Here is a 23,861-nt window from a genome sequence, read left to right as displayed (position 1 = left end):
GGATCTGCGATGAAATGGACCGGACAGAAGCCCGGGTACCGGGGCAGCGGCGCAAAACGGCGCAAGGCAGCGCGCCTGACTGCCGCGCTGGTTGCGGGCGCGCTGGTTGCGGCGGCATGGCCGCTTGATGCAGCGAGAGACGGTGCGGCAAACGCTGCAGCGGCTGCTACAACGGCGTCTAATAATCAGCTAGTGCGTTCACTGCAAACGGAGCTTGATCATGTATGGAATGAAGACACGGGACAGGGCCGCCGCATGGTTGTTGCCATCAATGTGAAAAATCCATCCGGCCATACAGTGCGATTGCCTGGCGATACAGTGCGTATGCGGATGAATGACGGTACGGAGTACAATGTGCTGCCAGCGACTGGCAATGTGAAGGCAGTGCCGCCGCAAAGTACGGTTAACTTGCAATTCAGCTGTGCAGTCAAGACAGAGCGGACCATTCGCCCTGCGAAGCTGCTATGGATTGCCATCGATGAGTACGTCTACCCGAAGAAGGAAACGGTTCGTCTGTCTGTACCGCTCCCGAAGCAAAGCATTTGGGAACAGCAGCCGCTTCAATGGGGAAAAACCTTTCAGCTGCCGGGGCGTAAAGCGCAGCTTTCCTATACCCCGCTTTCGTTCGAGCGGTTTACGGCTCCTTTAGCGCCGGAGGAAGGGGAGAGCAGGAGCAAGGAGGTCAGGGTCGCCCACATTGTAACGATGCAAATTGTAAACCGCGGCAGCGGAAAAGAGATGATTCCGGACCTGGTGGTGCAGGGAAGGACGTCGGATCTAAGCTTCAGCGGATCGCGCATGGAGCAAGGCGCGCTGTCGCTGCTGCCGGGAGAGAAACGTACTGTCCGCTATGTCATGGAAACGCCTGAAGATACGCAGTTGAAAACATTTTATATTTTGACGCCGGAAACGTTCATGCTGGAAGGCGGAGATCCGAATAATCCGTTGTCTTACTCAGTTGGCCGCATTGGCTTCGCTTTACCGGAGCAGCCGCAGGGCAGTTATTTTGGAGCGGCGCTCCCGTACAATTGGGGCGCGCCCATCGTACTGGATGCAGTAAGTAAATTGCTCCCGGACGGCATGACGATGTCGGTCGTCACAGGCGTGGCAACTGCAGACAAGGCAAGCGGAATGAGCGCAGTACAGCTTAAATTCCGCCTCGACAATAAGAGCCGCAAAACAGCGCAGCTCCCCGTCTTCCAGACCGAGCTCGTAGCCCGCGACGGCAAGCGCTATAGCGGCATGCGCCACACGGCGCCATTTGAACAGCTGCCGCCAGGCATGGGCGGGATGCTGGTGTTTACTTATGCTCTGCCTAAGGGGACGCCGACAGAAGGCTTGGTGCTGAACATTATCGACGGCGAACGGATGGCGCCGTATACATCGACAGCGGCCTCCTACAAGCTGCCGCTGCATACCGCAGAGCGGGGCGAACCGCCGGCACCGGCGGAAGTTCCGTCTGTCCGGCAAGGGGAGCAGCAATTTTCCTTGTATCCATATCAGCTTACAGTCAAAAAAGCGGAGTTTGACACTTTTTATGAATCGCCAGTAACTCAGGAAACGGTCTATACGTTGTTATCCTCAATGAGATTGCGCTTGCGTTTGGAAACGGCGCTGGAGAAAACGGCGGAGCTGCTGGCCGCGCCGGAGCTGGCCAACCTTCAATTCGAGCTGACGGATCGCAGCGGCAAGCTGCTCGGGACGCAGACGCTGAATTTGGCGACGACGAGACAGACGACGGACGGCATTCGCGATGTCACTTTCAGCGGAGTGAATTTGCTGGAGGTGCAAAACCCGCTGACGGTTAATGTTTATGAGACATTTGAAACGACCTACGGGACGATGAAGCGGTATTTGGGACAATTTATTCGTTAGCGGTTGAGGCAAGCGATTAACTAGTAATATAATGAAGAGGACGCAGCGCCAAATTAAGGTGCAGACGTCCTCTTTGTTTTCTAATGTGTGATGACTAGAAGGAAGTGGATAACGATGTGCCGGTATGCTATGTATGGCCCTTATAAAGATATTTACGCCTGTTTCTCATGCCGTAAAGTATATAAGCAAACTTCAAAATTTGAGCTGGACAAAATGGAAAGAGACAAGGTCTGCTACAGTTGTCCGCAATGCGGCAAGCTTATGAATGACATGGGCCATGATTTCAAAGCGCCAAAGCAGTCCGATGTGAAGCAGTGGAAAAAGGTTGAAATTCTTTATCAAAAGGGATTTGCCTATCATTCCTGCGGCTGTAACGGGCCCGGTTACCGGCCTTCGCGCTTGAATGAAGTGGAGTGTTTTTTGACGGAAAACCGCAAGTTCGAATCAGCAGGGGAGCGATTGCTCCATACTTTAACTGAAAGGTGAGCTTATATTGTCTATTCAAATTGTAAGAGATGTTGACGACGCGCTGAAGAGTAAAGTACGCAGCGGCTTGATTGCTTTTAATCATAAGCATTTTCCGGAGAGGCTGAGCGGCAATTATGAGGAAGTTCATTTTTTCCTCAAGGACAGCCAGGGCGAGGTGCGCGGCGGCATCCTTTGCGAAATTTGCTGGAACTGGCTGGAGGTTCACATCCTGTATGTGGACGAATCGTTGCGCCATGGCGGCTACGGCACACGGCTATTGCAGCAGGCAGAGCAAGTTGCCAAAGAAAAGGGCTGCGATTTCAGCAAGCTGGATACATTAAGTTTTCAGGCGCTCGACTTTTATAAGAAGCATGGCTATGAAGTATTTGGCCAAATCGAGAATGCAGGCGGACATACGCATTATTATTTGACAAAGCAATTGAAAAGTACAACAGCTGGAGGGGCCAAGTAACTAAGCGGATCTACGGTCCGCGAGCGAGACGTTTTCCTATTTTGTTCACAGATAACGGAACCATGGTCGCGAAGTGGCGGTCCGGCATATAAGGGAGATGATTCGGCATGGGGATTGGACGGTTGCTGCAACATGGCCCTTACTGCCGGTTTCAGTCTTGTTGTTTTGGCGGATGATAGAGAAGGAAAAATATATCGTGCTTGGTTGGCTTGTTTTTGCTATTCCCGCTGTCGTTCAGTTTGTGCTTGCGAGCCGGATGGAGGATAACCTGTGGTTAAAAGTGTGCGGCTGGATCAATGTTGCGCTTATGCTTTGTGCGATCCTATTGACCTGGTTTCTATTTAAAATAGCCGCAGCCTATAAAAAGAAATGAAGATTTACTATAATAGTTGACAAAGAAACGATCTACAGGTAGGGTGAAATAGAACTTTTTTTCCAGCTGCAGCGTCTACTGGTAGTAGATGCTATGCCACATAGAGGGAGGTGTCTTTGAAGATGGAGAGAAGAGGCCGCCCCGATTTTCTATTGTTATTTGTAACCTTGATGCTGGTCTGTATCGGGATGATTATGGTATATAGCTCGAGCTCGCCGCTAGGCATACTTAAGCATAACAGCTCGTGGTATTTTGTCATTAAACAAGGCATATTTGCCGTTATCGGCGGAGGAGCCCTGCTGTTTTTTATGGGCTTGCCCTATCAGGCCTGGAAGAAAGCGGCGCCGTTTCTGCTGCTGTTTTCACTTGTTACACTTGTTCTAGTTCTGTTTATCGGAAAAGATGCTAATGGGGCAAAGCGCTGGTTCGGATTAGGCGGATTCAACTTCCAGCCGTCAGAATTTACGAAGCTGTCAATCATTGTGTACCTGTCGACGTTAATTAGCCGCAAGGGAGAACGGCTGCGCAATTTCAGTAAAGGACTGCTGCCGCTGCTAATTATTATCGGCATTATTTTGGCGCTTGTCATGAAGCAGCCCGATTTCGGTACAATGCTGATCTTGTTTGCGATTTCCGGCACGATTATTATGGTAGGCGGCGCGGACTGGCGTCATTTGCTGTTGATTAGCATCTGCCTTCTTCCGGCGATTGTTTATGTTGGAATCAGCAAGAGCTATCGGATGGAGCGGATAACGTCGTTTTTGAATCCTTTTGACGATCCGACCGATTCCGGCTTTCAGCTCATCAATTCTTTTTATGCCTTGGGGCATGGCGGGTTTACCGGCACCGGGCTCGGACGCAGCGTGCAGAAGCTGTTTTATCTTCCGGAGGCGCATACGGACTTTATATTTGCGGTTATCGGCGAGGAGTTCGGATTTCTCGGTACCGCGGCGCTGCTGATGATCTTCCTTCTGTTTATTTGGCGCGGCTTTTTGGCTGCTGTCCGGTGCGATAATTCATTCGGTATGCTGCTCGGGATCGGTATTGTTATTATGATCGCCGTTCAGCTTATTTTGAACATCGGTGCAGTGACGGGCACGCTTCCGATTACCGGCGTTCCTCTCCCATTTATAAGTTATGGCGGTTCTTCTCTAGTGCTATGTATGGCTAGCTCAGGTATTTTATTAAGCATTTCACGGGACAATAAAAGGAAAACGGTCAGTCCCGCCAAAAAATCGCAACGGAAAATAGAGGTTCTGAAAACATGATTTTTTTACACAAGCTTAATAAAGTCGACCGGGTGACCTTATTGATTGTGGCCTGTCTTCTGGCGATTGGCACTGTGGCTATATATGGGGCGACACACGGAACCAAACTGGATGGTCTCCACATTAGCAATTTAATCTGGATTGGCGCATTTTCAGTGCTGATGCTGTTTGTGGCATTGTTTGACTACCGGCTGCTGCTGGGCCGTATTTCTTACTTATTGTATGCATTTGGTGTCGGTCTGCTCGTCCTTGTCCAATTTCGCGGCGAGGATGCGAATGGCGCGGTGCGCTGGCTGTCGATCGGCAGCTTTCAAATTCAGCCCTCTGAGATGGCGAAGCTCTTTACTGTGCTGCTTGTCGCTCATTTGCTGCAGCGGCGGGCAGGCGAACGATTGCGGCTTATTCAGGATGTTTTGCCGATTTTGATTGTATTTGCTGTTCCGATGTTATTTGTCGTCAAGCAGCCCGATCTGGGCACCGCGCTCGTTTTCGTCGGTATTTTGATTGGCATGCTGTGGATCGGCAATATCCGGGCTATCTATATGATGCTCTGTCTGGGCGCAGTTACATTGGCTGTCGTCGCAGTCATCTATTTATTTTATGAAAACCTTGATCTGCTTTCCAAGTTCGTTAAGCCGCACCAGTTGTCGCGGATCGAGACCTTTCTTGATCCGACCAGCGATCCCGACAAGGCGTGGCATGTCAAAAATGCGATGAGCGCGATTGGAGTCGGCGGGTTTAGCGGCGACGGCGATGGCTTTTACTCCCGCCAAGGCTATATCCCGTACGCTTATTCCGATTCGATTTATGTCGTAATTGGCGAGTTTTATGGCTTTTTGGGCTCAGCCGTATTGCTGGTGTTGTATTTTTTGTTAGTGTATCGGATGGTTATGATCGCTGTCGAAAATCAGGGGGCAATCGGCGGATCTTTTCTCGTTGTCGGCGTCATCAGCATGTTTGTGTTTCAAGTATTTGTTAATATAGGGATGCATATTGGGCTATTGCCGCTAACGGGAATATCGCTGCCCTTTATAAGCTACGGCGGAAGCTCGTTATTGACGAATATGATTGCCATCGGTTTAGTGCTAAGTGTCAAAATCCATCAAGATGAATATTAATAGTATTGAATCCCGCAAGTGAGGAGTGAGCCGGTATGATTGAGATCGAAGAGTTGAAGCAGCTGCTGCAGAGCGATGACGATGCGGCGATCGTTGCTTTTTGCGAATCATACAGGCCGTACGACCTTGCAGAAGCCGCCGAGCAGTTAAGCAGCAGCGAACAGTTGAGACTCGTTCGTATATTGCCGACTGTCAATGCTGCCGAAATGCTTGAATATTTTGAGCCGCTGCTGCAATACCGGATTTTGAACCGTCTGGAGCGGGAGATGAGGGTTCAACTGCTGAGCGGCATGGCCAGTGACGTCGTTGCAGATATGATGCTGGCCATTCATCGTTACCAGGCCGACCAATTGCTTGATATTTTGCCTGAAGATTACCGGCGTACCGTGCAAAAGCTGATGACGTACCCGGAGGATACGGCCGGGAGCTTGGCTACTGCCGACTATATCGCCGCCCAAAGCTCCTGGACGATTGAACGAACGCTGCGTCATATCCGCAAGGTGGGGCGGGCTGCTGAAATCACATCCTATGTGTATGTCATCGACACGAAAGGAGAACTTATCGGAGCCGTGTCGCTGCGGCAAATCATTCTCGCTGAACCGAATGCGCGGCTCTCGGAACTGCTGAGCGGGGAAGTCATTTCCGTTCCGGCATTGATGGAGCAGGAGGAAGTAGCGGTACTGCTCTCCCGATATGACCTGGTGGCATTGCCCGTCATCGACGATCACAATCGGCTCGTCGGCGTTATTTCCGTTGATGACCTTATTGACGTTATCCATGAGGAAGCGACCGAGGATATTCAAAAGCTCGGGGGCAGCCAGCCGCTGACGGACACTTATTTTAAATCGTCCATTTTTCAGCTGTATCGCAAACGGATCGTATGGCTGCTTATTTTATTTGTGGCTGAGGCTTATACAGGAACGGTACTTCGCCATTATGAGGACACTTTGTCAGAGGTCATTTCACTGGCCTTCTTTATACCGCTTCTGATCGGAACGGGCGGGAATACCGGCACACAGACCGTTTCCATGCTGGTACGTGCACTGGCGATTGGCGAAGTCCAATTCCGCGACATTTTTAAGGTTATTCGCCGCGAAGTTGCGACAGGGCTGATGACTGGGGCGTCGATTTCAATCATTGCTTATGCAAGAGCTTGGATGCTGGGCGTAGAGCCGAATATCGGCCTCGTTGTCGGCATAACAGCGATGACGATCGTCATTTGGGCTTCGTTTGTCGGAGCAATTTTGCCGCTCGTGCTGCATAAGCTTAAAGCGGACCCGGCAGTCGTTTCCGGCCCGTTTATTACGACGCTTGTTGACGGTACGGGGCTGATTATTTATTTTACGATCGCGAAAATTATTCTTCATCTAAGTTAATTGGCAGAATCAAATGTTGCATTAGGTAAATTAATTTTCCTTGGTGAAAATCATTCCAGTTGTCCAGGCGAAAGTTTTTCTGAAGCTGGGAACTGATCGTCAGGCGCTAAAGCAATAGGCGAGTCACGAGTATGGTGTGCAGAGCACTGCCGCCATCTCAGGTGGCTCGTCTTTTTGCTGTTATAAGAAAGGATGAAGAAAGAAGATGTCGAATTTTGTTATGCTGGCGATTTGGCGCTGCACATTTGAAGTAAAAGGGGATACAGGGCTATGAATGTGAATGTCGCTGCTGCTAATTTGACATTTTCAATTTACACGAAGCTGGTTCTTACGTTGCTAATGGCCGTCGCGCCGCTCTATGCATTAAGCATGAGCATGAACAATTCCAGTTCAGATACGGTGCGTAACGAAATCTCCAAGTCGACGATGTCGAGCGTGCAGTTTTACATGAATGCTCTGGAGCTGGAATTTGCCCGGATTATTAAGCTGCAGCAGGAGTATGTGAATGATGACGATCTGGGCAAGCTGGCCGTAGCCGCCGATTCTTTGAATGATATCGAACGGATGCAGGCGATTTTGCGCTTGCAGCGAAGACTGGTGCTGCTGCGGGATTCCAGCCCGTACGTCAGCAATGCAAGCCTGCTTATTCCGGCTATTGACCGCACGATATCCAGCAATCAATTAATAACAGAAATGGATCAACAGGATTTTTCCGCGCTTGCTGTGTCGGTCAACCGGCATGAAGCTCCTTTTATTATGTATGATGGCAAAATGTATACGACGGTCCCTTTCCCGGAGCCGGCGCTCCTCTCGGAAGGTTCGCAGCCGCTTTTTCTCATCGCGCTTGAAATCAATACTGCGGAGATTCGCAGCATGCTGCAGCAGATTGCCGGCAATCCGCAAGGAGGGGCTGTGCTGATAGGCGACGGGGAGCAGTGGTCGATACGCAGCGATGAGCTGTCAAATACAGAGGCCGATGAAGTGAAGGCGGCGCTGGACCGCATGATGATGAAGGAGGATGCGGCCGTCACGGAAGGAATCCGTTCCATACGGCTGTCCGGTCAGGAATATTTGATGACGATGGAGCGATCGGCGAAGATCGGCGCAACGCTGTTTACTTATTTGCCGGAACATGTTGTGCTTGGGCCATTGGATCAATACAAGCGCTGGTTTTGGCTGCTCTCTTTCGTTTCGTTAGTCGTCATTGTTTTCTTTTCATCGCTTATTTACCGTTTTATTCACCGGCCGCTCAAAACGCTGGTAAGAGCGTTCAAAAAGGTTGAGATGGGCAATCTGGCGCTTGTGGAACGCTATCGCTTCAAGGATGAATTTGCTTACCTGTTCGTGCAGTATAATGCTATGGTGGAACAGCTGAAGGTTTTGATTCATGAAGTGTACGAGCAGAAGTACCGCGCGCAGCTTGCCGAGCTGAGGCAGCTGCAGTCGCAAATTAATCCTCATTTCTTGTACAATAGTTTATTCAGCATCTATCGCATGGCCAAATCGGACGATCTCCAGGGCGTTATCCGCTTTTCCCGCCACCTTGGCGACTATTTTCAGTTCATAACGCGTGACGGCCAGCAGGAGATACCGCTGGCAACGGAGGCCGACTTTGCCCGCACCTATGTCGAAATTCAGAGTGTCCGTTTCGCTCACCGGGTACAGGTGCAGTTTGGGGAAATGGATCAGGAACTGCAGCAGCTCAAAGTGCCAAGGCTAGTGCTGCAGCCTTTGATTGAAAATGCTTACCATTACGGCTTGGAAAACAAGAAAAAAGCAGGACTTATCCGGATTCATTTTGAGCTTGCGGGCGGTTTGGCCCTGATTGCGGTCGAGGATAACGGCGAGGAACTGACCGACAGCTTGCTTCAGCAGCTGCAGCGCATGGTGCACAGTCAGGAGGAGCCGCCGGAAAGCACAGGCATGTATAATGTCCACCGCAGGCTGCGGATCAAGTTCGGCGACAGGGGCGGCTTACAGCTGTCGCGCAGTGAGCTTGGCGGTTTGAAGGCGCAGCTGGTTATCCCGATACAATAGTTTACTGGGAGGGAAAATCGATGTATCGATTATTGATCGTAGATGACGAGCCGGTAATCGTCAATGGTTTAGTCGAATTGTTTGAGGATTGCGAGCATCTGGAGCTGGACGTCTATCATGCCTACTCTGCGGATGATGCACTGGACTGGCTGGCGCGCAGCAAATTTGATATTGTGCTGACCGATATTCGCATGCCCGGGATGAGTGGGCTGGAGATGCATGAGACGATTCTCGCCCACTGGCCGGATTGCAAGGTAGTGTTTCTTACAGGCTTCAGCAATTTTGAATATATTCAAACGGCGATGCGCAATAAAAGTGTCGATTATGTATTGAAAACCGAGGATGATGAGCGGATTATCGCAAGCGTAGAAAAAGCGATAGCGGCGATTTCATGGGAAAAATACAATCATCATGCGCTTGAAAAAGCGAAGCGGCAGCTTGACCGGGCGATTCCGACTTTGCAGCGCGAATATTTGCTCGGCATATGCGAAGGGGTGCACTGGACGCGCGAAACGCTGAGTCAGCGCTTTGCTGATTTGCATATTCCGCTTTCTGCCGAGCACCCGGTGCTGCCGATCATTGGCAGAGTCGATCAGTGGGAGGGAGAGCTGCACGTATCGGATAAAATGCTGCTGCTGTATGCCCTGCATAATATTGCCGACGAAGTGATGGCTGCCTGTACGATTCAGCCGGTGGTGCTTGATCTCGGGCGCTTTATTTGGCTCGTTCAGCCGCAAGCCGTGAGAGAGGGTGGGTTTGACTATAAAGAGCCCGCTTCGTCAGCCTGGATGAAAACGGCGAAATATGTGCATGGGCTGCTGGAATCGGTGCAATCGGCCAGCAAGCAGCTGCTGCGGCTGCCGGTCTCGCTGGCCGCAGGCACGATGCCGGCAGATTGGAAGGAGCTGCCCAAGGGCTGTACGGATCTGCGGCAGGTGCTGGGCATTGGGCTCGGCTATAGTCAGGAGATGCTGATTACAGGGGCGGATGCCCTGCTCGCTGCGAACAGGGCGGCCAGTCAGGCAGCAGATGAGGAGGAGAAATGTCTGCTCCGGCTCAACACGCTTGATGATGCCGAACGGTTAATTGAAGGCGGCCAGCAGGAGGCTTTCATGCAATTGTTCGATCAGCTGCAGCAGCAGCTGGAAGCGACAGGATATAAGGCCAGCTTGTATTTGGAAGCTTATTATGCGCTGGCTGCACAAATTATTAGGCAGTTCAACCGGCTGGGCAATCGGGGCAAGCAGCCGGCGCTCGATCTGGAGCGGCTGTCGAATGCGAGAGGCTATTCATCTCCGGCTGAAGCGATTGAATATTTGCGGCAAGCCGCCGGGCAGTTTTTTGCCCTGCAGAGAAACGAGCAAAATGAACGGACCAATCAGGTCGTGACAAAAATTCACCAGTATATCGATAACAATCTGGATGGCGATTTGTCGCTGACGACGCTGTCGGAGCTGGTTTACCTAAATCCTTATTATTTATCGAGATTATATAAGCAAATTACAGGAGGCGGACTGACGGAATATATCGTTGCGGCAAGAATGGGGACAGCCAAAAAGCTGCTGACGCAAACTTTTATGAAGGTGCATGAGATTGCGCATGCGGTTGGCTTTGACTCGCCGGCTTATTTTGCCCGCCTGTTCAAGCGGGAGTGCGGAGTAACGCCGCAAGAGTATCGCGACGAGGCAAAAAAGTAAAAATCGGGCAAGGAATCTACAATAGTTATGCTATACCATCAAGGCGTCAGCCTTCTATAATCAACATGTAAGCGCATTCGAAACGTAAAAGGGAGGTTGCATAAAGATGAATATGAAAAGGAAATTAATGCTTATCAATGCCTTAATGGCTGTTATGCTCACTGCATCTGCCTGCAGTTCCGGCTCGACCACTGACAATAAAGGAACGCCCCCGCCGGCGCAGCAGGAAGGAGACAAGACCGAAGGGACTGCTGATGTTCCAGCCGATCCGTTCGGCAAATATGATCCGCCGATTGAAGTTTCCACTGTGCGGATTGTCAACGATACGCTCAAATTTGCCGAGGGCGAGACGATCGATGACAATGTGTGGACCAAATTGTATATGGACGAGTTGGGCGTCAAAGTGAAAAATATGTGGGTCGTCAACAATACGGGCGGCCAAGGCGCGCAAAAGATGAATATGACGATCATGTCCGGCGACCTGCCTGATTTTATTCCGGTGGACGCTACCCAGCTGAAACAGCTCGTAGATGCCGGCAAGGTGATGGATCTGACGGAAATTTACGAGAAGTTTGCCGCACCTTTTACCAAGGATGCCTTGAATGCGAATGGTCCGGGCGTGCTGCAGTCGGCGACCTTCAATGGCAAGCTGATGGCTATCCCCGGTTCGGTTACAGCCATATCGGAAGCCCCGCTGCTGTGGGTGCGGACCGACTGGCTGAAAAAGCTGAACCTGCCGGAGCCGAAGACGATGGAGGATGTATTCAAAATTTCCGAAGCGTTCACGAAGAACGATCCGGACGGTAATGGCAAGGCGGATTCAATCGGACTAGTTATTCATAAAAACATGATGGGCTCCTTTGCCGGTCTGGACGGGTTTTTCAATGGCTTCCACGCTTATCCTGGCTCATGGATCAAGGATGCCTCCGGCAAGCTGGTGTACGGCTCCATTCAGCCGGAGACGCGCGAGGCGCTGCTCAAGCTGCAGGAAATGTATAAAGCGGGCGAAATCGACCGCGAGTTCGGCGTTAAGGACGGCGGCAAAGCTGCCGAGATGGCCACGGCCGGCAAGGCAGGCATGTATTACGGCCCGCTGTGGACACCGATCTGGCCGATTCAGGCCAATATCGACAATGACCCGAATGCCGACTGGCAAGCTTTCCCTATCGTTTCGATCGATGATCAGCCGGCCCGTCCGCAAATTCATCTCTCGATCAGCGACTATTATGCGGTAAACAAGAACGCGAAAAATCCGGAAGCGCTGCTAAAGCTGCTCAATATGTTCCCGGAAAAAGGATATGGCAAGACGGCGGAACCTACCAAATATTTCAATGTCGACGGTGTGGAGAAATTCAAATATGCGCCATTCCAGCTGTTCCCTTCCGTCCCGGGTATTGCGGACCGGATCGATGAGGCGCTGAAGACGGATGACACCTCAAAGCTCAGCCCGGATGAGAAGAGCAACTATGAAATGATTAAAAAATACCGTGCCGGCGACAAAAGCTTCTGGGCGTATGAACGCATTTTCACCAAGGGTGCCGGACTGGATCTCAATGACAAGTATGCCGAGCAAAACCTGGCGATGATGGATGAGTTCTACGGGGCGCCAACGAAGACGGCGGTTGAGAAAGGCTCTACCCTGTCGAAGATGGAGATCGAAACGTTCACGAAAATCATTATGGGCGACAAAATTGAGAACTTCGATAAATTTGTGGAGGATTGGAAACGGCTTGGCGGAGACGACTGGACAAATGAAGTGAATGAATGGGCTAGTTCCAAATAAGCGGCTTTAATGTTCAAGGGAGAAGGGCGCTCAGTCAATACGTCGCCCTTTTCCTTTTCTTGAAATATAAGAAAGTATAAGTTTCACCTTAGCACAAGGACGGCGTCAGCCGTTTCTTCTTGATTATTGCAGAAGGGAGACGGGAAAGATGGCGAAATGGAAATGGTCAGGATCAGGCGAGCTTCCGCTGCACTTGATGGTGCTGCCCGGCCTGGTGCTTGTTTTAATTTACAGCTATGGCCCGATGCTGGGGATAGTAATCGCGTTCCAGAAATTTATGCCGGCGCTTGGTTTTTTCAAATCCGAATGGGCAGGCTTGGGAAATTTTGAATATGTGGCCAGTCTGCCCGACGTTCCCCACGTGATCTGGAATACCGTTTATATTGCCTCGATGAAAATTGCGGCAGGCTTGTTCGTTCCCATTACAGTGGCGCTGCTGCTCAATGAGGTTGCCAAGCATTGGATCAAGCGCGGTGTGCAGACGCTGATCTATTTGCCCCATTTTTTGTCCTGGATTATTCTCGGCGGTATTTTGATCGATATTTTATCCTTGAAAGGGATCGTCAATCAATTTCTCGGCCTGTTTGGCATTGATGCCATTTATTTTTTGGGAGATAACGCATGGTTTCCGTATGTGCTGGTCATTTCGGATATTTGGAAGGAATTCGGATTCGGCACCATTATTTATTTAGCGGCGCTGACGAGTATCAATCCGGCGCTGTATGAAGCCGCCATCATGGACGGAGCTAACCGCTGGCGCCAGACTTGGCATATTACGCTGCCCGGAATGCTGCCGATTGTTATTCTTATGATGACGCTGAGCCTTGGCAATGTGCTCAATGCCGGGTTTGACCAGGTATTTAATCTGTACAGTGCGCAAGTGTATGAGAGCGGCGATATTATCGATACGTTCGTCTATCGGATCGGGATGATCGATTACCAATACGGGGTGGCGACAGCGGTGGGCTTGTTCAAATCGCTCGTTTCACTGCTGTTTATATCTGTTTCCTATTTGCTGGCTTATCGGTTAGCCAATTATCGCATTTTCTAACAAGGGAAGGGGGGAGGAACCATGGTCCAACAACTAAGTGCAGGCAGACGAATTTTTATCGCATGCAACTATACGTTTCTAATATTGCTCGCAGCGCTTTGTTTCTTCCCGATCGTCCATGTTTTGGCGGTCTCCTTCAGCTCAAGCGGTGCAGCTACGGCCGGGCTCGTTACGTTCTGGCCGGTCGATTTTACGACAAGCTCCTATGAATTTGTGTTGAAAAAGCCGGAGTTTTTGCGTTCGTTTGCCATTACATTGGAGCGTGTCGCGCTCGGCACGGGGATCAACATGCTGCTTACGATCATGCTGGCCTATCCGCTATCGCGCGATTCGCGCAGCTTTCGCTGGCGCGGATTTTATGTCTGGATTTTTGTCATTACCATTTTGTTCAGCGGCGGTCTGGTTCCCTGGTATCTGACCATTCAGGCTACAGGGCTGCTTGATACAATCTGGGCGATGATCATTCCTGGTGCAGTGCCGGTATTCAATATTATCCTGCTGCTGAACTTCTTTAGAGGCTTGCCGAAGGAACTGGCGGAATCGGCATTTATTGACGGAGCCGGTCATTGGACGACGATGTGGAGGATTTATGTGCCGCTTTCTATGCCGGCGCTGGCGACGATTCTTCTGTTCGCGATGGTAGGGCATTGGAACAGCTGGTTTGATGGGCTTATTTTGATGAATTCGCCGGATCATTACCCGCTGCAAAGCTATTTGCAAACGGTTGTTATTCAAAGGGATATTTCTGTCGTATCGACGACTGATTTGAAGACATTGACCGAGGTGTCCGACCGTACGGCCAAATCGGCGCAAATCTTTTTGGGCACTTTGCCCATTTTGCTGGTCTATCCGTTTTTGCAGCGTTTCTTCGTGAAAGGGATTGTGCTTGGCAGCGTGAAGGAATAGAGATGAGGTGGAGAACATGAAGGCAGAAGCCGGCCGTGACGGAAATGCGCAAGGGGTGCAAAACCGGGTTATCGAGCTGCAATTCCAATCTGAAAAAAGCTACGCCGATCCGTTCCATGATGTGCAATTGGCGATGAAGGTGAGCGGGGAGGGGCAAGAACGGCTCTACCCTGGCTTCTGGGATGGCGGAAATGTCTGGAAAATACGATTTTCATCCGCTGAGGCCGGGCGCTACCGCTATGAAACAGTGTGCTCGGACGAAGAAAACAGTGTCTTGCATCACCGCACGGGAGAGATCGAAATTGCACCATACGAAGGGGATAATCCGTTGTACCGCCACGGCGCCATACGTAAAAGCGCTGACAGCCGTTATATGGAGCATGCCGACGGGACACCGTTTTTTTGGCTGGCCGATACGTGGTGGATGGGACTGACGAAGCGCTTAAGCTGGCCGGATCATTTTATGGAGCTGGCAGCGGATCGGGTTGACAAAGGGTTTTCGGTCATCCAAATCGTAGCCGGTTTATATCCGGATATGGAGCCGTTCGATGAGCGCGGAGCGAATGAAGCCGGTTTTCCGTGGGATAAGGACTATACGAGCATAAATCCAAGCTATTTCCATAAAATGGATGAAAAAATGTTTGCTTTAGCCGATTGCGGACTGCTGCCATGTCTGGTAGGCTGCTGGGGCTTTCATCTCGGGATCGCCGGAGAGGAGGTCATCAAGCGGCACTGGCGTTACTTGCTGGCCCGTTACGGCGCACTCCCGATCGTATGGTGCGTGGCCGGTGAAGCAATTATGCCCTTCTACAACAACCCTGCTGTCGGCAAGCCGGATGAAATGGCGCGCTTTGAAGCTGCCGCCCGCAGCAGTTGGACGGAAATCGCCCGCATGATCGCCCGGGAGGATCCTTACGGCCGGCTGTTGACGATTCATCCGACGAAGTACGGCCATGAGATGGTGGACGACAGCGCACTGCTTGATCTGAATATGCTGCAAACCGGACACAGCAGCTTTACCAGCATCCCGGATACGGTACGTATGATCAGGGAGACTGTGGCGAGGGAGCCGCGTCTGCCGGTCATTAACTCCGAGGTTTGCTATGAAGGAATCGGCGGCAGCAGCTACCATGACGTACAGCGCTTTCTGTTCTGGTCCTGCGTGCTGAGCGGCGCCTGCGGCCATTCTTATGGGGCAAACGGCATTTGGCAGATTAATGGCCTCGATGAGCCGTATGGCAAGTCGCCCTACGGAAAAAGCTGGGGGGATACGTCCTGGCGCGAGGCCAGTCAACTGCTTGGCTCATTGCATGTCGGCCTTGGCAAAAAGCTGCTGGAGCGTCTGGAGTGGTGGCGGTTCGAGCCGCATCCGGAATGGCTGGGCAATCACGCGGACGAAGAGCGCATCATCGCTCCATATGCAGCTGGCATTCCCGGTGAGTCGCGCGTCATTTTTCTCCCATTTTTGGAGGGGCTGCTGTGGGGCGGCGTGATCATTCATCATATGGAGCCGGATATAACCTATACGGCCTATTATTATGATCCGATTACAGGCAGGAGATACGATCTCGGTCAAGCGGCTGCCAATGAAGAGGGCAAATGGCGCTCCGGCAGCACGCCGGCGTTTCAGGATTGGGTGCTGGTGCTTGAACGGACAGCAAGCGGGAGCTAAAAAAGGAGTGTAGTCAGTCATGTACAACACGTTAAAAGCGGCTTTTTCCTCGAAGGAGCCGCCGCGCAGCATTGCGCCGCTCTTATGGTACCATGGCGAGGAGCAGTCGCTCATTCTCGAAGAGATTGCCCGGATGGATGAAATGGGCTGCGGTGGCTTTGTGATCGAATCCCGGCCGCATCGCGACTATCTTGGCAAACAATGGTGGGACGATCTCCAAGTATCGATCGCGGAGGCAAAACGGCGCGGCATGGAGGTCTGGATATTCGACGAGGAGTTTTTCCCGTCGGGCATCGCCGGCGGGCGGGTGCTTGCGGCCAATGCCGATTACCGTCAGCATGTGCTCGTTGAACGGCGGATCGATGTCTGCTGCGCCGATGGCGAAGTGACGATTCCTTTGGAAGGGTTAGTGCTTGAAGGCGATACGACGATTGCGATCTTAGCCTGTAAAATAAAGGAGGATGGCACGCTGCATGAAGCGCAGATGCTCGATTTGACGGCGGATCCGGCAGAGGGGAAGACGCTGCGGATAACCGGAGCCGCACAGGGGCAGTGGCGCATTATGCATTATGCGGCCGTCCCTTCCTTCTCAGGCCGCTCGCATGAAATATTCGTCGATTTATTGCGCCCGGAAGTGACCGATGCTTTCATTGAAATCACTTATGAAGAAACCTACCGCCGCTTTGGCGATGAATTTGGCGGCGTCATCAAAGGCTTCTTCGGCGACGAGACCGGCTTTGAAAATTACGCCTCCTATGACCTGTTGTTCGGGGAGACAGTGCCTTCTTTGCCGTGGACGGCACGGATGCTGCAGCTCTTCGAGGAGCAAAAAGGGTATAGCTTGAAGCGGAAACTGCCCGCCCTATGGCATCAGCTCGGTGAAGATACGGAGAAAGTGCGCCATGACTATATGGATGTGCTGACGACCTTGTTTGCCGCCAATTTCTTTGGCCGAATCCAGAAGTGGTGTCATGATCATGGCGTCCAGTTTATCGGCCACATTGTTGAAGACAACGGGGCGCATGCCCATCATGGCTACGGGCCGGGACATTTCTTCCGGGCGTTGCAGCATTTTGATATGGGGGGCTACGACCTTGTCGCCCAGGTTATTCCCGGCGGGCAGACGGAGGGCTTCTTTGACTGGGGGCCGTGGAAGCAGTGGAATGCCGGTTTCTTCTACTGGACAATGGCCAAGCTGGCCGATTCGGCTACCAATCTTTATAACCCCGAAAGCCGTACCATGTGCGAAAACTTCGGCGCTTATGGCTGGTGCTTGGGCTTGCGCTGGATGAAGTGGCTGTCCGATTGGCAAATTGTGCGCGGGACGGATTATTTTGTGCCGCATGCTTTCGATCCGCTGTTCCCTGACCGAGATTGCCCGCCGCATTTTTATGCGCAAGGCCATAATCCGCAGTGGCGCTTCTGGCGCGCATGGTCGGATTATGTTAATCGCTCCACACTCATGCTGCAAGGAGGAAGGCATAAGGCGCGTGTCGGGCTGCTGTATCATGCCGAATCGGAATGGGCCGGCGGAACCGCGAGCGTCATGCCGCTGGATGCGGCGGCGCGCCAACTGCTGCAGGGGCAAATCGATTTTGAGTTTATCCCTTACGATGAGCTGCTGCATGCCGAGGCTGCTCCCGATCGCCATGGGACGGCGCGTATCCGGCAGCTTGAACTGGAGGCGATTGTCGTGCCAGCGGTAAAGCTGCTGCCAGTTGCTGTGCTGGCCAAGCTGCATGAGCTGGTTCTCGCCGGCGTATCGGTTATTGTGCTGGATAAGCTGCCATCCGGTGATACCGGCGGCGAACACAACAAGGCGTGCGAATGGGTGCAGCGCATATGGGGCAGCGGGCTGGCTAATGCCACCGTCTGCCAGCTTTCCGCGGCGGCAGATTGGCTGCGGGCGATGGGGCATTGGGATTTGGCCGTAACGGAAGGCCCGAGCCGGTTTCCGCTGCTGCAATACTATGCGGTCGAGCACAAAGGATTGACGGCGTTTTTCATAAATAATGAGCATCTGGAGGATACGTTCGACGGCTGGGTGACCTTGCGGTGCGATGGTGCGCCGGAATTGTGGCAGCCGCTCGACGGCTCGATCCGGCCTGCGGCGATGTATCGCTCGGAGGAAGGGGCGGTCCATGTAAAGCTTCGTCTTGCGCCTTATCAATCGCTGTTTATCGTTGTTCATGAGGAAAGGGCCGGTGCGGGCGCTTATATTGAAGCGGCCACCTTTCCTGAACTGCTGGCTGTTGATCTGTCGCAGCCCGTTCAAGGGCTCGCCGCGGAGCCGGGACAGTATGAGGTGCAATGGTCGGATCGTACAGAGCCTGCTATATTTACAGTAGAGGGACCGGCATTAGCGCCGGTGGCGCTTGACGCTCCATGGCGAATAGCGAAGGCATCCGCCAAGGAATACCCGCAGTTTACCGAGGTCGCAGGACTGTATGGAGCAGGTGATTTGAACAAAATTGCCCCGCTAATATTCGATTCCTTCTCTGGTACGGCTGCTTACCGGCAAAACTTTCATTTTCCGCATGAAACGGAAGGGCTGCATGTGGAGCTGGATTTGGGCGAGGCAGGCGAGACAGTGCAAGTGATCCTTAACGGCAAAGAGCTTGGCGTTAAATTATGCCCGCCCTATCGTTACCACGTGTCAGATTCGATCCGCCCCGGCAGTAATGAGCTGGAAATTCGCGTTACAAACACGCTTCATAGCGAAATGCGCGATCCTTACAGCGCAATCCGTTTTCCATTCGGCCTGCTGGGGCCCGTCCGGATTATTTCGTATTATCGGGTACCGCTTAAATAGTGGCTGCTTGGAAGGCAATCCCTATACCGGCTATCGCTGCAGCCGGTGTATGGATTGCCTTTTTTTTCGAGGACGGCGTCAGCCGATTAATTAGGTGTGGCCTAATCTAACGGATACCACAGCCGCTATTTGCGAAAATTCGACCGATTTGAAATTGTAACGGAACTGCGAGCCCCTATTTGATGATGATGAGCCCGATTTCGCAAGAAAACGTCGAATTAAGATCGCCCACTTCCGTTAGATTTCAAAAAGGAAGGTAATTGACGAAATAAGGTCCGTGGCTTCCGTAAGATGGAACCGCTTTGCGCATGGACGGCGTTTCTGGATAGATTAAGGCGAATCGACGAAAGCTAAGCGGCAAGAACAGGAAATTCGACAGAGATGTCGAATTGGTAGAGACGGTTATGCAGCTATTTTAATCAGTGCGCTTCTCTTGATCCGGGTTGCGATTCATTCGGTCAGAAGCCTGAAAAAGGATAGCGAATGATGATGTATTTCACTTGAAAAATGCGGAAAACTAAACTAATCTCTAAACAAAGGAGCTGATCATGATGAAGGATTTTGTCAATCGTGCTATTTCGCTTGGCTTTGGCGTCGTATCGGAAAGCAAGGAGCAAATTGAGAAAATGGTAGAGGAGCTAGTGAAGAAAGGAGAGGTCAGCCGCGCAGAATCGTCCGATGTAGTAAACGGACTGGTGCAAAAGGGCGATGAGCTGAAATCGAAGATTGAAGCCGTTGTCCGTGAGAAGGTGCAGCTCGCCGTCAAGGAGAGCGGCGCAGCGACCAGGGAAGATGTGCAGCGGCTCGAAGCAAGAATTGCCAAGCTGGAGGAGCTGCTGCAGGACAAAAGCTAAAAATTGCATTTTGGGGAATAGGGATTATGCAAGAAGAGGGGGCAGGCGGCGATGAATGTAAGAAAAGGATTTCGGCATTTGCAGCGTTACCGCAAAATTGCTACGGCGCTCATGCGCAACGGGTTCGGTTACCTGGTCCATGAGCTCGGCTTGCCGGATGCGCTCCCTCTGTTCCGCAGCAATGAACAGCAGGATATCCACAAAAAGACAATTAGCGAACGGATCCGTCTTATATTGGAGGAATTGGGCCCGACCTTTGTAAAGTTGGGGCAGATCGCCAGCACGCGGCCTGACTTGCTTCCGGCAGATATGATTGCCGAGCTCAAGCATCTGCAGGATCAGGTAGTGCCCTTTTCCTATGAAGAAGTGAAGCAGATCGTTGAGGATGAGCTGGGCGTTCCGATTGAGCAATTATACCTTACCTTCGATCAAACCCCGATGGCCTCAGCTTCGATCGGCCAGGTTCACCGCGCACAATTGCACGATGGGACCGTTGTGGCTGTCAAGGTGCAGCGTCCGCGCATAGCTGCAGTCATCGAGACCGATCTTGATATGCTGGCGGAATTGGCCCGTCTGGCCGAGAAGCGGCTGGAATGGGCGCGCAATTACCGTCTCCAGGAAATAGTGGAGGAACTGGCCCGCTCCTTGCAGGCGGAGCTTGACTACACGGCAGAGGCGCGCAACGGCGTCAAGTTCGCCGCGCAGTGCGCCAAGCTGAATCATGTCAGAGTGCCTGCGCTCTACCCGGATTATTGCTCTCGCAAAGTGCTGACAATGGAGTTTATGTCCGGCATCAAATTGTCGGAGCATGGACGGCTGGTTGAAGCCGGCTATGACCGCACCGCACTGGCGCAGCAACTCGCTTCGGTCATTTTGCATCAAGTGCTGATTGAGGGATTATTTCATGGCGATCCTCATCCAGGCAATGTCATGGTACTTGAAAACGGCGATTTGGGCTTGATGGATTTTGGGATGGTTGGGCGGCTATCCTCGGAAATGAAGCAGCATTTTGCCCTGCTCGTCATTGGTCTGCGCAATCAAAGCTCCAAAACGATTCTGCGGGCGGTATTCAAAATGGGCATCGTCCCCGATGATGTGGATGAAGCTGCGCTGCGCGCCGAAGTGGATGAGCTGCGCGACAAATATTACGATGTGCCGCTTAGCGAGGTAAGCATTGGCGAGGCGGTGAATGATCTGTTCTCCGTCGCCTTCCGCCATCGGATCCGCATGCCGGCCGAGCTTACTTTGCTCGGGAAAACGCTGCTGACGATGGAAGGAGTCGTCACGGAGCTTGATCCCAATTTCAGCATTATCGACATTGCGGAGCCTTATGGCCGCAAGCTGTTTCGCGAGCAGTTCAATCCTGTGCGGATCGGCCGGAAGTGGCTGGAAGAGATGCCGGACTATATGGATTTGCTGACGCAAGTGCCGCTCAGTCTCAAAAGCTTGAGCACGCTGCTGCAGCGCGGCAAGGTGCGGGTCGAGATTACGGCCCCGGAATTGAACGCTTTTTTGCATAAGATGGATCGTATCAGCAACAAAATGTCGCTCAGCATTGTATTGCTGTCGCTTAGCATTATAATGGCCGGATTGATTATAGGATCGTCGATCGGCAATCAGGAGTCCGATTTGTGGAATTTCCCGGTGATCAAGGTTGGTTTGGGCATTGCGGGAGCATTGGTTGTATGGCTTATTTATGCCATTATGAAATCGGGACGTTTCTAGTATAAGGGAGGCGGGAATAATGGAAACAGCTAGAGGTATCGATATCCCTTGGGATAGAATGACGACGCCGTATGGGAGAGGAACGGCGCTCCCAGTCTTGATGGATCAGCAAAACTATCCGGAGATCGCCTCGCTTATCGATCATCAGAGCACTTTGTGGCAGGTGACACCCTGGGTACTGCTGCGCCTGCTGCAGGAGCTGCGTACGAAGCGGCCGCCAGAGGTGAGTTTGGCGGAGCTGGACTTGTACGATGCTGTAGCATCGAGCTTTGTAGGCAAAGATGTGGCAAATGCTCTGCATGTCGAGTATATGAGGGACCTGCTGCGGGAAGAATGTTTGTGGCCGAGCGATAGCGATGAAGAGGCCGACGAGGAGCGGTGGTCGGAGGAAGAGCCTCCGGGCTACGATGAGCTGAACTTCTCCAGCTATTATTACTACAGCTATCAAATGCTGTTGGAGGCCGTGCCTGTCTTTAAGGCTATTGGCACGGAAAATGATCAATTACGGGATGCTGCAGAGCGGCTCATTGCCAGGTTGCAGGCGTAAGCGAACTTATGTTTGCTTTTTGCGGCTTGCTTATGCTATACTACAAAAGCCAGAACATGCTACCCCTAAATTGAGGAGTGAAGCGACATGTCAGTTGATGTTTATCTGAATTTTAATGGGAATTGCCGAGAAGCCGCTGAGTTTTATGCGCAAGTATTCAAGACAGACAAGCCTCATATCACGACATTTGGCGACGTACCTCCAAGTCCTGATTTTACTTTGCCGGAGGAGGCAAAAGCGCTTGTCATGCACACACGCCTGCAAATTAGCGGCAGCAATGTGATGTTTTCGGATGTATTTCCCGGCATGCCTTTTACAGTAGGCAATAATGTCAGCCTTTCCATTGTTACAGATAATCAAGAGGAGATTCAATCTGCCTTCGACCAATTGAAAGAGGGCGGCAAAGTTGGCATGGAGCTTCAAGAGACATTCTGGAGCAAATGCTACGGCAGCTTAGTCGATAAGTTCGGCATCCATTGGCAATTCAACCTGGGTCACGGCGGAATGCAGCAGTCGTAATCCATGACAAATGAAAACACCCCTTGCGCCTTATGGTGCAAGGGGTGTTTTGCTATGTATGGAGCCCGCCTGGAAGACACTTGAAATACTTGTGCGGTTTGTCCAATAAAAAGTTATAAAAAATCCATTGCTATTGGGCAGCTTTTCCACTATACTTTGATGATAATGAGAATTAATATCATTTACATTGCCGTGTTCGGGATCATTCCGGCGGCTTGGTATATTGGAGGCAGACAGGGATGGAGAAAATTGAGCTGTATGATGTAACGATTATCGGTGGAGGACCCGCAGGTTTATACACAGCCTTTTATAGCGGCATGCGTGAATTGAAGACCAAAATTATTGAAGCTCATGATGCATTGGGCGGGAAGCTGCTCACTTACCCTGAGAAGATCATTTGGGATGTGGGCGGCATGACGCCCATCCGATGTGAGAAGCTGGTCGAGCAGCTGATTGAGCAGGCGAAAACATTTGATCCGACAATCGTGCTTGGCCAGCAGGTTGTCGGCTACGAGCGGCTGGAGGACGGTACGATCATGCTAACAGCCGCCAGCGGTGAAAAGCATTATACCAAAACGGTCATCATGGCAATTGGCTACGGCATTCGCAAAATGGCGAAGCTCGATATTGAAGGCGCGGATCGTTACGAAGTAACGAACCTGTATTATACGGTACAGGAGCTTGAAGTTTTCCGCGGAAAACATGTGCTGATTTCCGGCGGTGGCGATTCGGCGGTGGATTGGGCCAACGAGCTGGAGCCAATCGCTGCCAGCGTAACGGTTGTTCATCGCCGGGACAGCTTTGGCGGCTTGGAACGAAATGTGACCCGCATGAAGGAATCGTCGGTAACGGTGCGTACGCCATATCGGCTGCGGGCATTGCACAGCCAGGACGGCAAGCGGATCAATGAGGTGACCATTGCGCATATGGAGACGGAGGCAGAGGAGCGCCTGCAGGTTGAGGCCGTCGTTGTCAATCATGGCATGCGCAGCGATTACGGGCCGATCCGCGATTGGGGCTTTAATATGGGCGAATGGAATGTTTATGTTAGTGAGAAGATGGAGACCAACATACCGGGCATTTTTGGCGCAGGCGATTTTGCGAACTTTACAAGCAAGGTTCGGCTGATTGCCGGTGCCTTTACCGATGGCGTGCTGGCGCTCAACAGCGCCAAGCTGTTTATGGATCCCGAAGCGTTTGAGGTGGCGTTTGTCTCTTCCCATAATGAAGTATTCAAGGAGAAAAATAAAGCGCTAGGGTTAGTGGCGGAATAATAAAAAGGCCGAATCCAGGACTATACGAGTCAGG

At 51.8% G+C, this 23,861-nt stretch carries 19 protein-coding genes; all 19 read left to right on the top strand.

Annotation, left to right across the window (positions count from 1 at the left end; genetic code table 11):
* The first annotated feature begins 9 nt into the window (after positions 1-9).
* The 19 genes from ACFQ0N_RS16885 (at position 10) to ACFQ0N_RS16795 (ending at position 23,827) form a co-directional block, all read left to right on the top strand.
* Entirely contained in the window at positions 10-1,875 is a 1,866-nt protein-coding gene (locus ACFQ0N_RS16885) for a hypothetical protein (protein ID WP_379328165.1), read from the top strand.
* A 114-nt stretch (positions 1,876-1,989) separates the two neighbouring features.
* The gene (locus tag ACFQ0N_RS16880) at positions 1,990-2,361 is read left to right on the top strand and encodes a hypothetical protein (RefSeq protein WP_379328163.1); all 372 of its coding nucleotides are present in this window, start codon (positions 1,990-1,992) and stop codon (positions 2,359-2,361) included.
* 7 nt (positions 2,362-2,368) lie between these two features.
* Positions 2,369-2,815 carry a GNAT family N-acetyltransferase gene (locus tag ACFQ0N_RS16875; RefSeq protein ID WP_379328161.1) on the top strand — a complete coding sequence of 149 codons (447 nt, stop codon included), beginning with the start codon at positions 2,369-2,371 and terminating at the stop codon, positions 2,813-2,815.
* A gap of 97 nt (positions 2,816-2,912) precedes the next feature.
* Positions 2,913-3,188, top strand: coding sequence for a hypothetical protein (locus ACFQ0N_RS16870; RefSeq protein WP_379328159.1), 276 nt, complete (start codon positions 2,913-2,915; stop codon positions 3,186-3,188).
* 122 nt (positions 3,189-3,310) lie between these two features.
* Positions 3,311-4,456 (top strand): putative lipid II flippase FtsW, encoded by a 1,146-nt coding sequence (gene ftsW, locus ACFQ0N_RS16865; protein WP_379328157.1) that lies wholly within the window; start codon positions 3,311-3,313, stop codon positions 4,454-4,456.
* On the top strand, positions 4,453-5,574 hold the full coding sequence (locus ACFQ0N_RS16860; protein ID WP_379328155.1) for an FtsW/RodA/SpoVE family cell cycle protein: 1,122 nt from the start codon (positions 4,453-4,455) through the stop codon (positions 5,572-5,574). The genes ftsW and ACFQ0N_RS16860 overlap by 4 nt, the downstream gene beginning before the upstream one ends.
* 44 nt (positions 5,575-5,618) lie before the next feature.
* Positions 5,619-6,950: a magnesium transporter gene (gene mgtE, locus ACFQ0N_RS16855; protein WP_379328623.1), complete on the top strand. Its 1,332-nt coding sequence runs from the start codon at positions 5,619-5,621 to the stop codon at positions 6,948-6,950.
* A 270-nt stretch (positions 6,951-7,220) separates the two neighbouring features.
* A complete protein-coding gene (locus ACFQ0N_RS16850; protein ID WP_379328153.1) occupies positions 7,221-8,987 on the top strand; it encodes a sensor histidine kinase in 1,767 nt (588 codons plus the stop codon).
* Positions 8,988-9,007: 20 nt separating this feature from the next.
* A complete protein-coding gene (locus ACFQ0N_RS16845; protein ID WP_379328151.1) occupies positions 9,008-10,684 on the top strand; it encodes a response regulator transcription factor in 1,677 nt (558 codons plus the stop codon).
* A gap of 106 nt (positions 10,685-10,790) precedes the next feature.
* Entirely contained in the window at positions 10,791-12,467 is a 1,677-nt protein-coding gene (locus tag ACFQ0N_RS16840) for an extracellular solute-binding protein (RefSeq protein WP_379328149.1), read from the top strand.
* Between the two features lie 148 nt (positions 12,468-12,615).
* Positions 12,616-13,518 carry an ABC transporter permease gene (locus ACFQ0N_RS16835; protein WP_379328147.1) on the top strand — a complete coding sequence of 301 codons (903 nt, stop codon included), beginning with the start codon at positions 12,616-12,618 and terminating at the stop codon, positions 13,516-13,518.
* A 21-nt stretch (positions 13,519-13,539) separates the two neighbouring features.
* On the top strand, positions 13,540-14,424 hold the full coding sequence (locus ACFQ0N_RS16830; protein ID WP_379328145.1) for a carbohydrate ABC transporter permease: 885 nt from the start codon (positions 13,540-13,542) through the stop codon (positions 14,422-14,424).
* Positions 14,425-14,440: 16 nt separating this feature from the next.
* Complete coding sequence (locus ACFQ0N_RS16825; protein ID WP_379328143.1) at positions 14,441-16,096, top strand: glycoside hydrolase family 140 protein; 1,656 nt, start codon at positions 14,441-14,443, stop codon at positions 16,094-16,096.
* 19 nt (positions 16,097-16,115) lie between these two features.
* A complete protein-coding gene (locus tag ACFQ0N_RS16820) occupies positions 16,116-18,908 on the top strand; it encodes a glycosyl hydrolase (protein ID WP_379328141.1) in 2,793 nt (930 codons plus the stop codon).
* A 548-nt stretch (positions 18,909-19,456) separates the two neighbouring features.
* The gene (locus tag ACFQ0N_RS16815) at positions 19,457-19,762 is read left to right on the top strand and encodes a phasin family protein (RefSeq protein WP_379328139.1); all 306 of its coding nucleotides are present in this window, start codon (positions 19,457-19,459) and stop codon (positions 19,760-19,762) included.
* Between the two features lie 51 nt (positions 19,763-19,813).
* On the top strand, positions 19,814-21,487 hold the full coding sequence (locus ACFQ0N_RS16810; RefSeq protein WP_379328137.1) for an ABC1 kinase family protein: 1,674 nt from the start codon (positions 19,814-19,816) through the stop codon (positions 21,485-21,487).
* A gap of 19 nt (positions 21,488-21,506) precedes the next feature.
* Complete coding sequence (locus ACFQ0N_RS16805) at positions 21,507-22,034, top strand: hypothetical protein (RefSeq protein ID WP_379328135.1); 528 nt, start codon at positions 21,507-21,509, stop codon at positions 22,032-22,034.
* 87 nt (positions 22,035-22,121) lie between these two features.
* Entirely contained in the window at positions 22,122-22,553 is a 432-nt protein-coding gene (locus ACFQ0N_RS16800; protein ID WP_379328133.1) for a VOC family protein, read from the top strand.
* Positions 22,554-22,792: 239 nt separating this feature from the next.
* Complete coding sequence (locus tag ACFQ0N_RS16795; RefSeq protein WP_379328131.1) at positions 22,793-23,827, top strand: NAD(P)/FAD-dependent oxidoreductase; 1,035 nt, start codon at positions 22,793-22,795, stop codon at positions 23,825-23,827.
* Positions 23,828-23,861: the final 34 nt, after the last annotated feature.

This window comes from Paenibacillus sp. GCM10027626 (assembly GCF_042676285.1).
Classification (GTDB): Bacteria; Bacillota; Bacilli; order Paenibacillales; family Paenibacillaceae; genus Paenibacillus_Z.
The sequence above is the reverse complement of the archived record's forward strand: the minus strand, read 5'-3'. Positions and strand labels throughout refer to the sequence as shown.

Coding starts and splice junctions, on each gene's coding strand:
- ACFQ0N_RS16845 (WP_379328151.1), top strand. CDS start 9,008: ATGTATCGATTATTGATCGTAGATGACGAGCCGGTAATCGTCAATGGT.
- ACFQ0N_RS16820 (WP_379328141.1), top strand. CDS start 16,116: ATGTACAACACGTTAAAAGCGGCTTTTTCCTCGAAGGAGCCGCCGCGC.
- ftsW (WP_379328157.1), top strand. CDS start 3,311: ATGGAGAGAAGAGGCCGCCCCGATTTTCTATTGTTATTTGTAACCTTG.
- ACFQ0N_RS16835 (WP_379328147.1), top strand. CDS start 12,616: ATGGCGAAATGGAAATGGTCAGGATCAGGCGAGCTTCCGCTGCACTTG.
- ACFQ0N_RS16860 (WP_379328155.1), top strand. CDS start 4,453: ATGATTTTTTTACACAAGCTTAATAAAGTCGACCGGGTGACCTTATTG.
- ACFQ0N_RS16880 (WP_379328163.1), top strand. CDS start 1,990: ATGTGCCGGTATGCTATGTATGGCCCTTATAAAGATATTTACGCCTGT.
- ACFQ0N_RS16825 (WP_379328143.1), top strand. CDS start 14,441: ATGAAGGCAGAAGCCGGCCGTGACGGAAATGCGCAAGGGGTGCAAAAC.
- ACFQ0N_RS16870 (WP_379328159.1), top strand. CDS start 2,913: ATGATTCGGCATGGGGATTGGACGGTTGCTGCAACATGGCCCTTACTG.
- ACFQ0N_RS16830 (WP_379328145.1), top strand. CDS start 13,540: ATGGTCCAACAACTAAGTGCAGGCAGACGAATTTTTATCGCATGCAAC.
- ACFQ0N_RS16815 (WP_379328139.1), top strand. CDS start 19,457: ATGATGAAGGATTTTGTCAATCGTGCTATTTCGCTTGGCTTTGGCGTC.
- ACFQ0N_RS16850 (WP_379328153.1), top strand. CDS start 7,221: ATGAATGTGAATGTCGCTGCTGCTAATTTGACATTTTCAATTTACACG.
- ACFQ0N_RS16795 (WP_379328131.1), top strand. CDS start 22,793: ATGGAGAAAATTGAGCTGTATGATGTAACGATTATCGGTGGAGGACCC.
- ACFQ0N_RS16840 (WP_379328149.1), top strand. CDS start 10,791: ATGAATATGAAAAGGAAATTAATGCTTATCAATGCCTTAATGGCTGTT.
- ACFQ0N_RS16885 (WP_379328165.1), top strand. CDS start 10: ATGAAATGGACCGGACAGAAGCCCGGGTACCGGGGCAGCGGCGCAAAA.
- ACFQ0N_RS16810 (WP_379328137.1), top strand. CDS start 19,814: ATGAATGTAAGAAAAGGATTTCGGCATTTGCAGCGTTACCGCAAAATT.
- ACFQ0N_RS16805 (WP_379328135.1), top strand. CDS start 21,507: ATGGAAACAGCTAGAGGTATCGATATCCCTTGGGATAGAATGACGACG.
- ACFQ0N_RS16800 (WP_379328133.1), top strand. CDS start 22,122: ATGTCAGTTGATGTTTATCTGAATTTTAATGGGAATTGCCGAGAAGCC.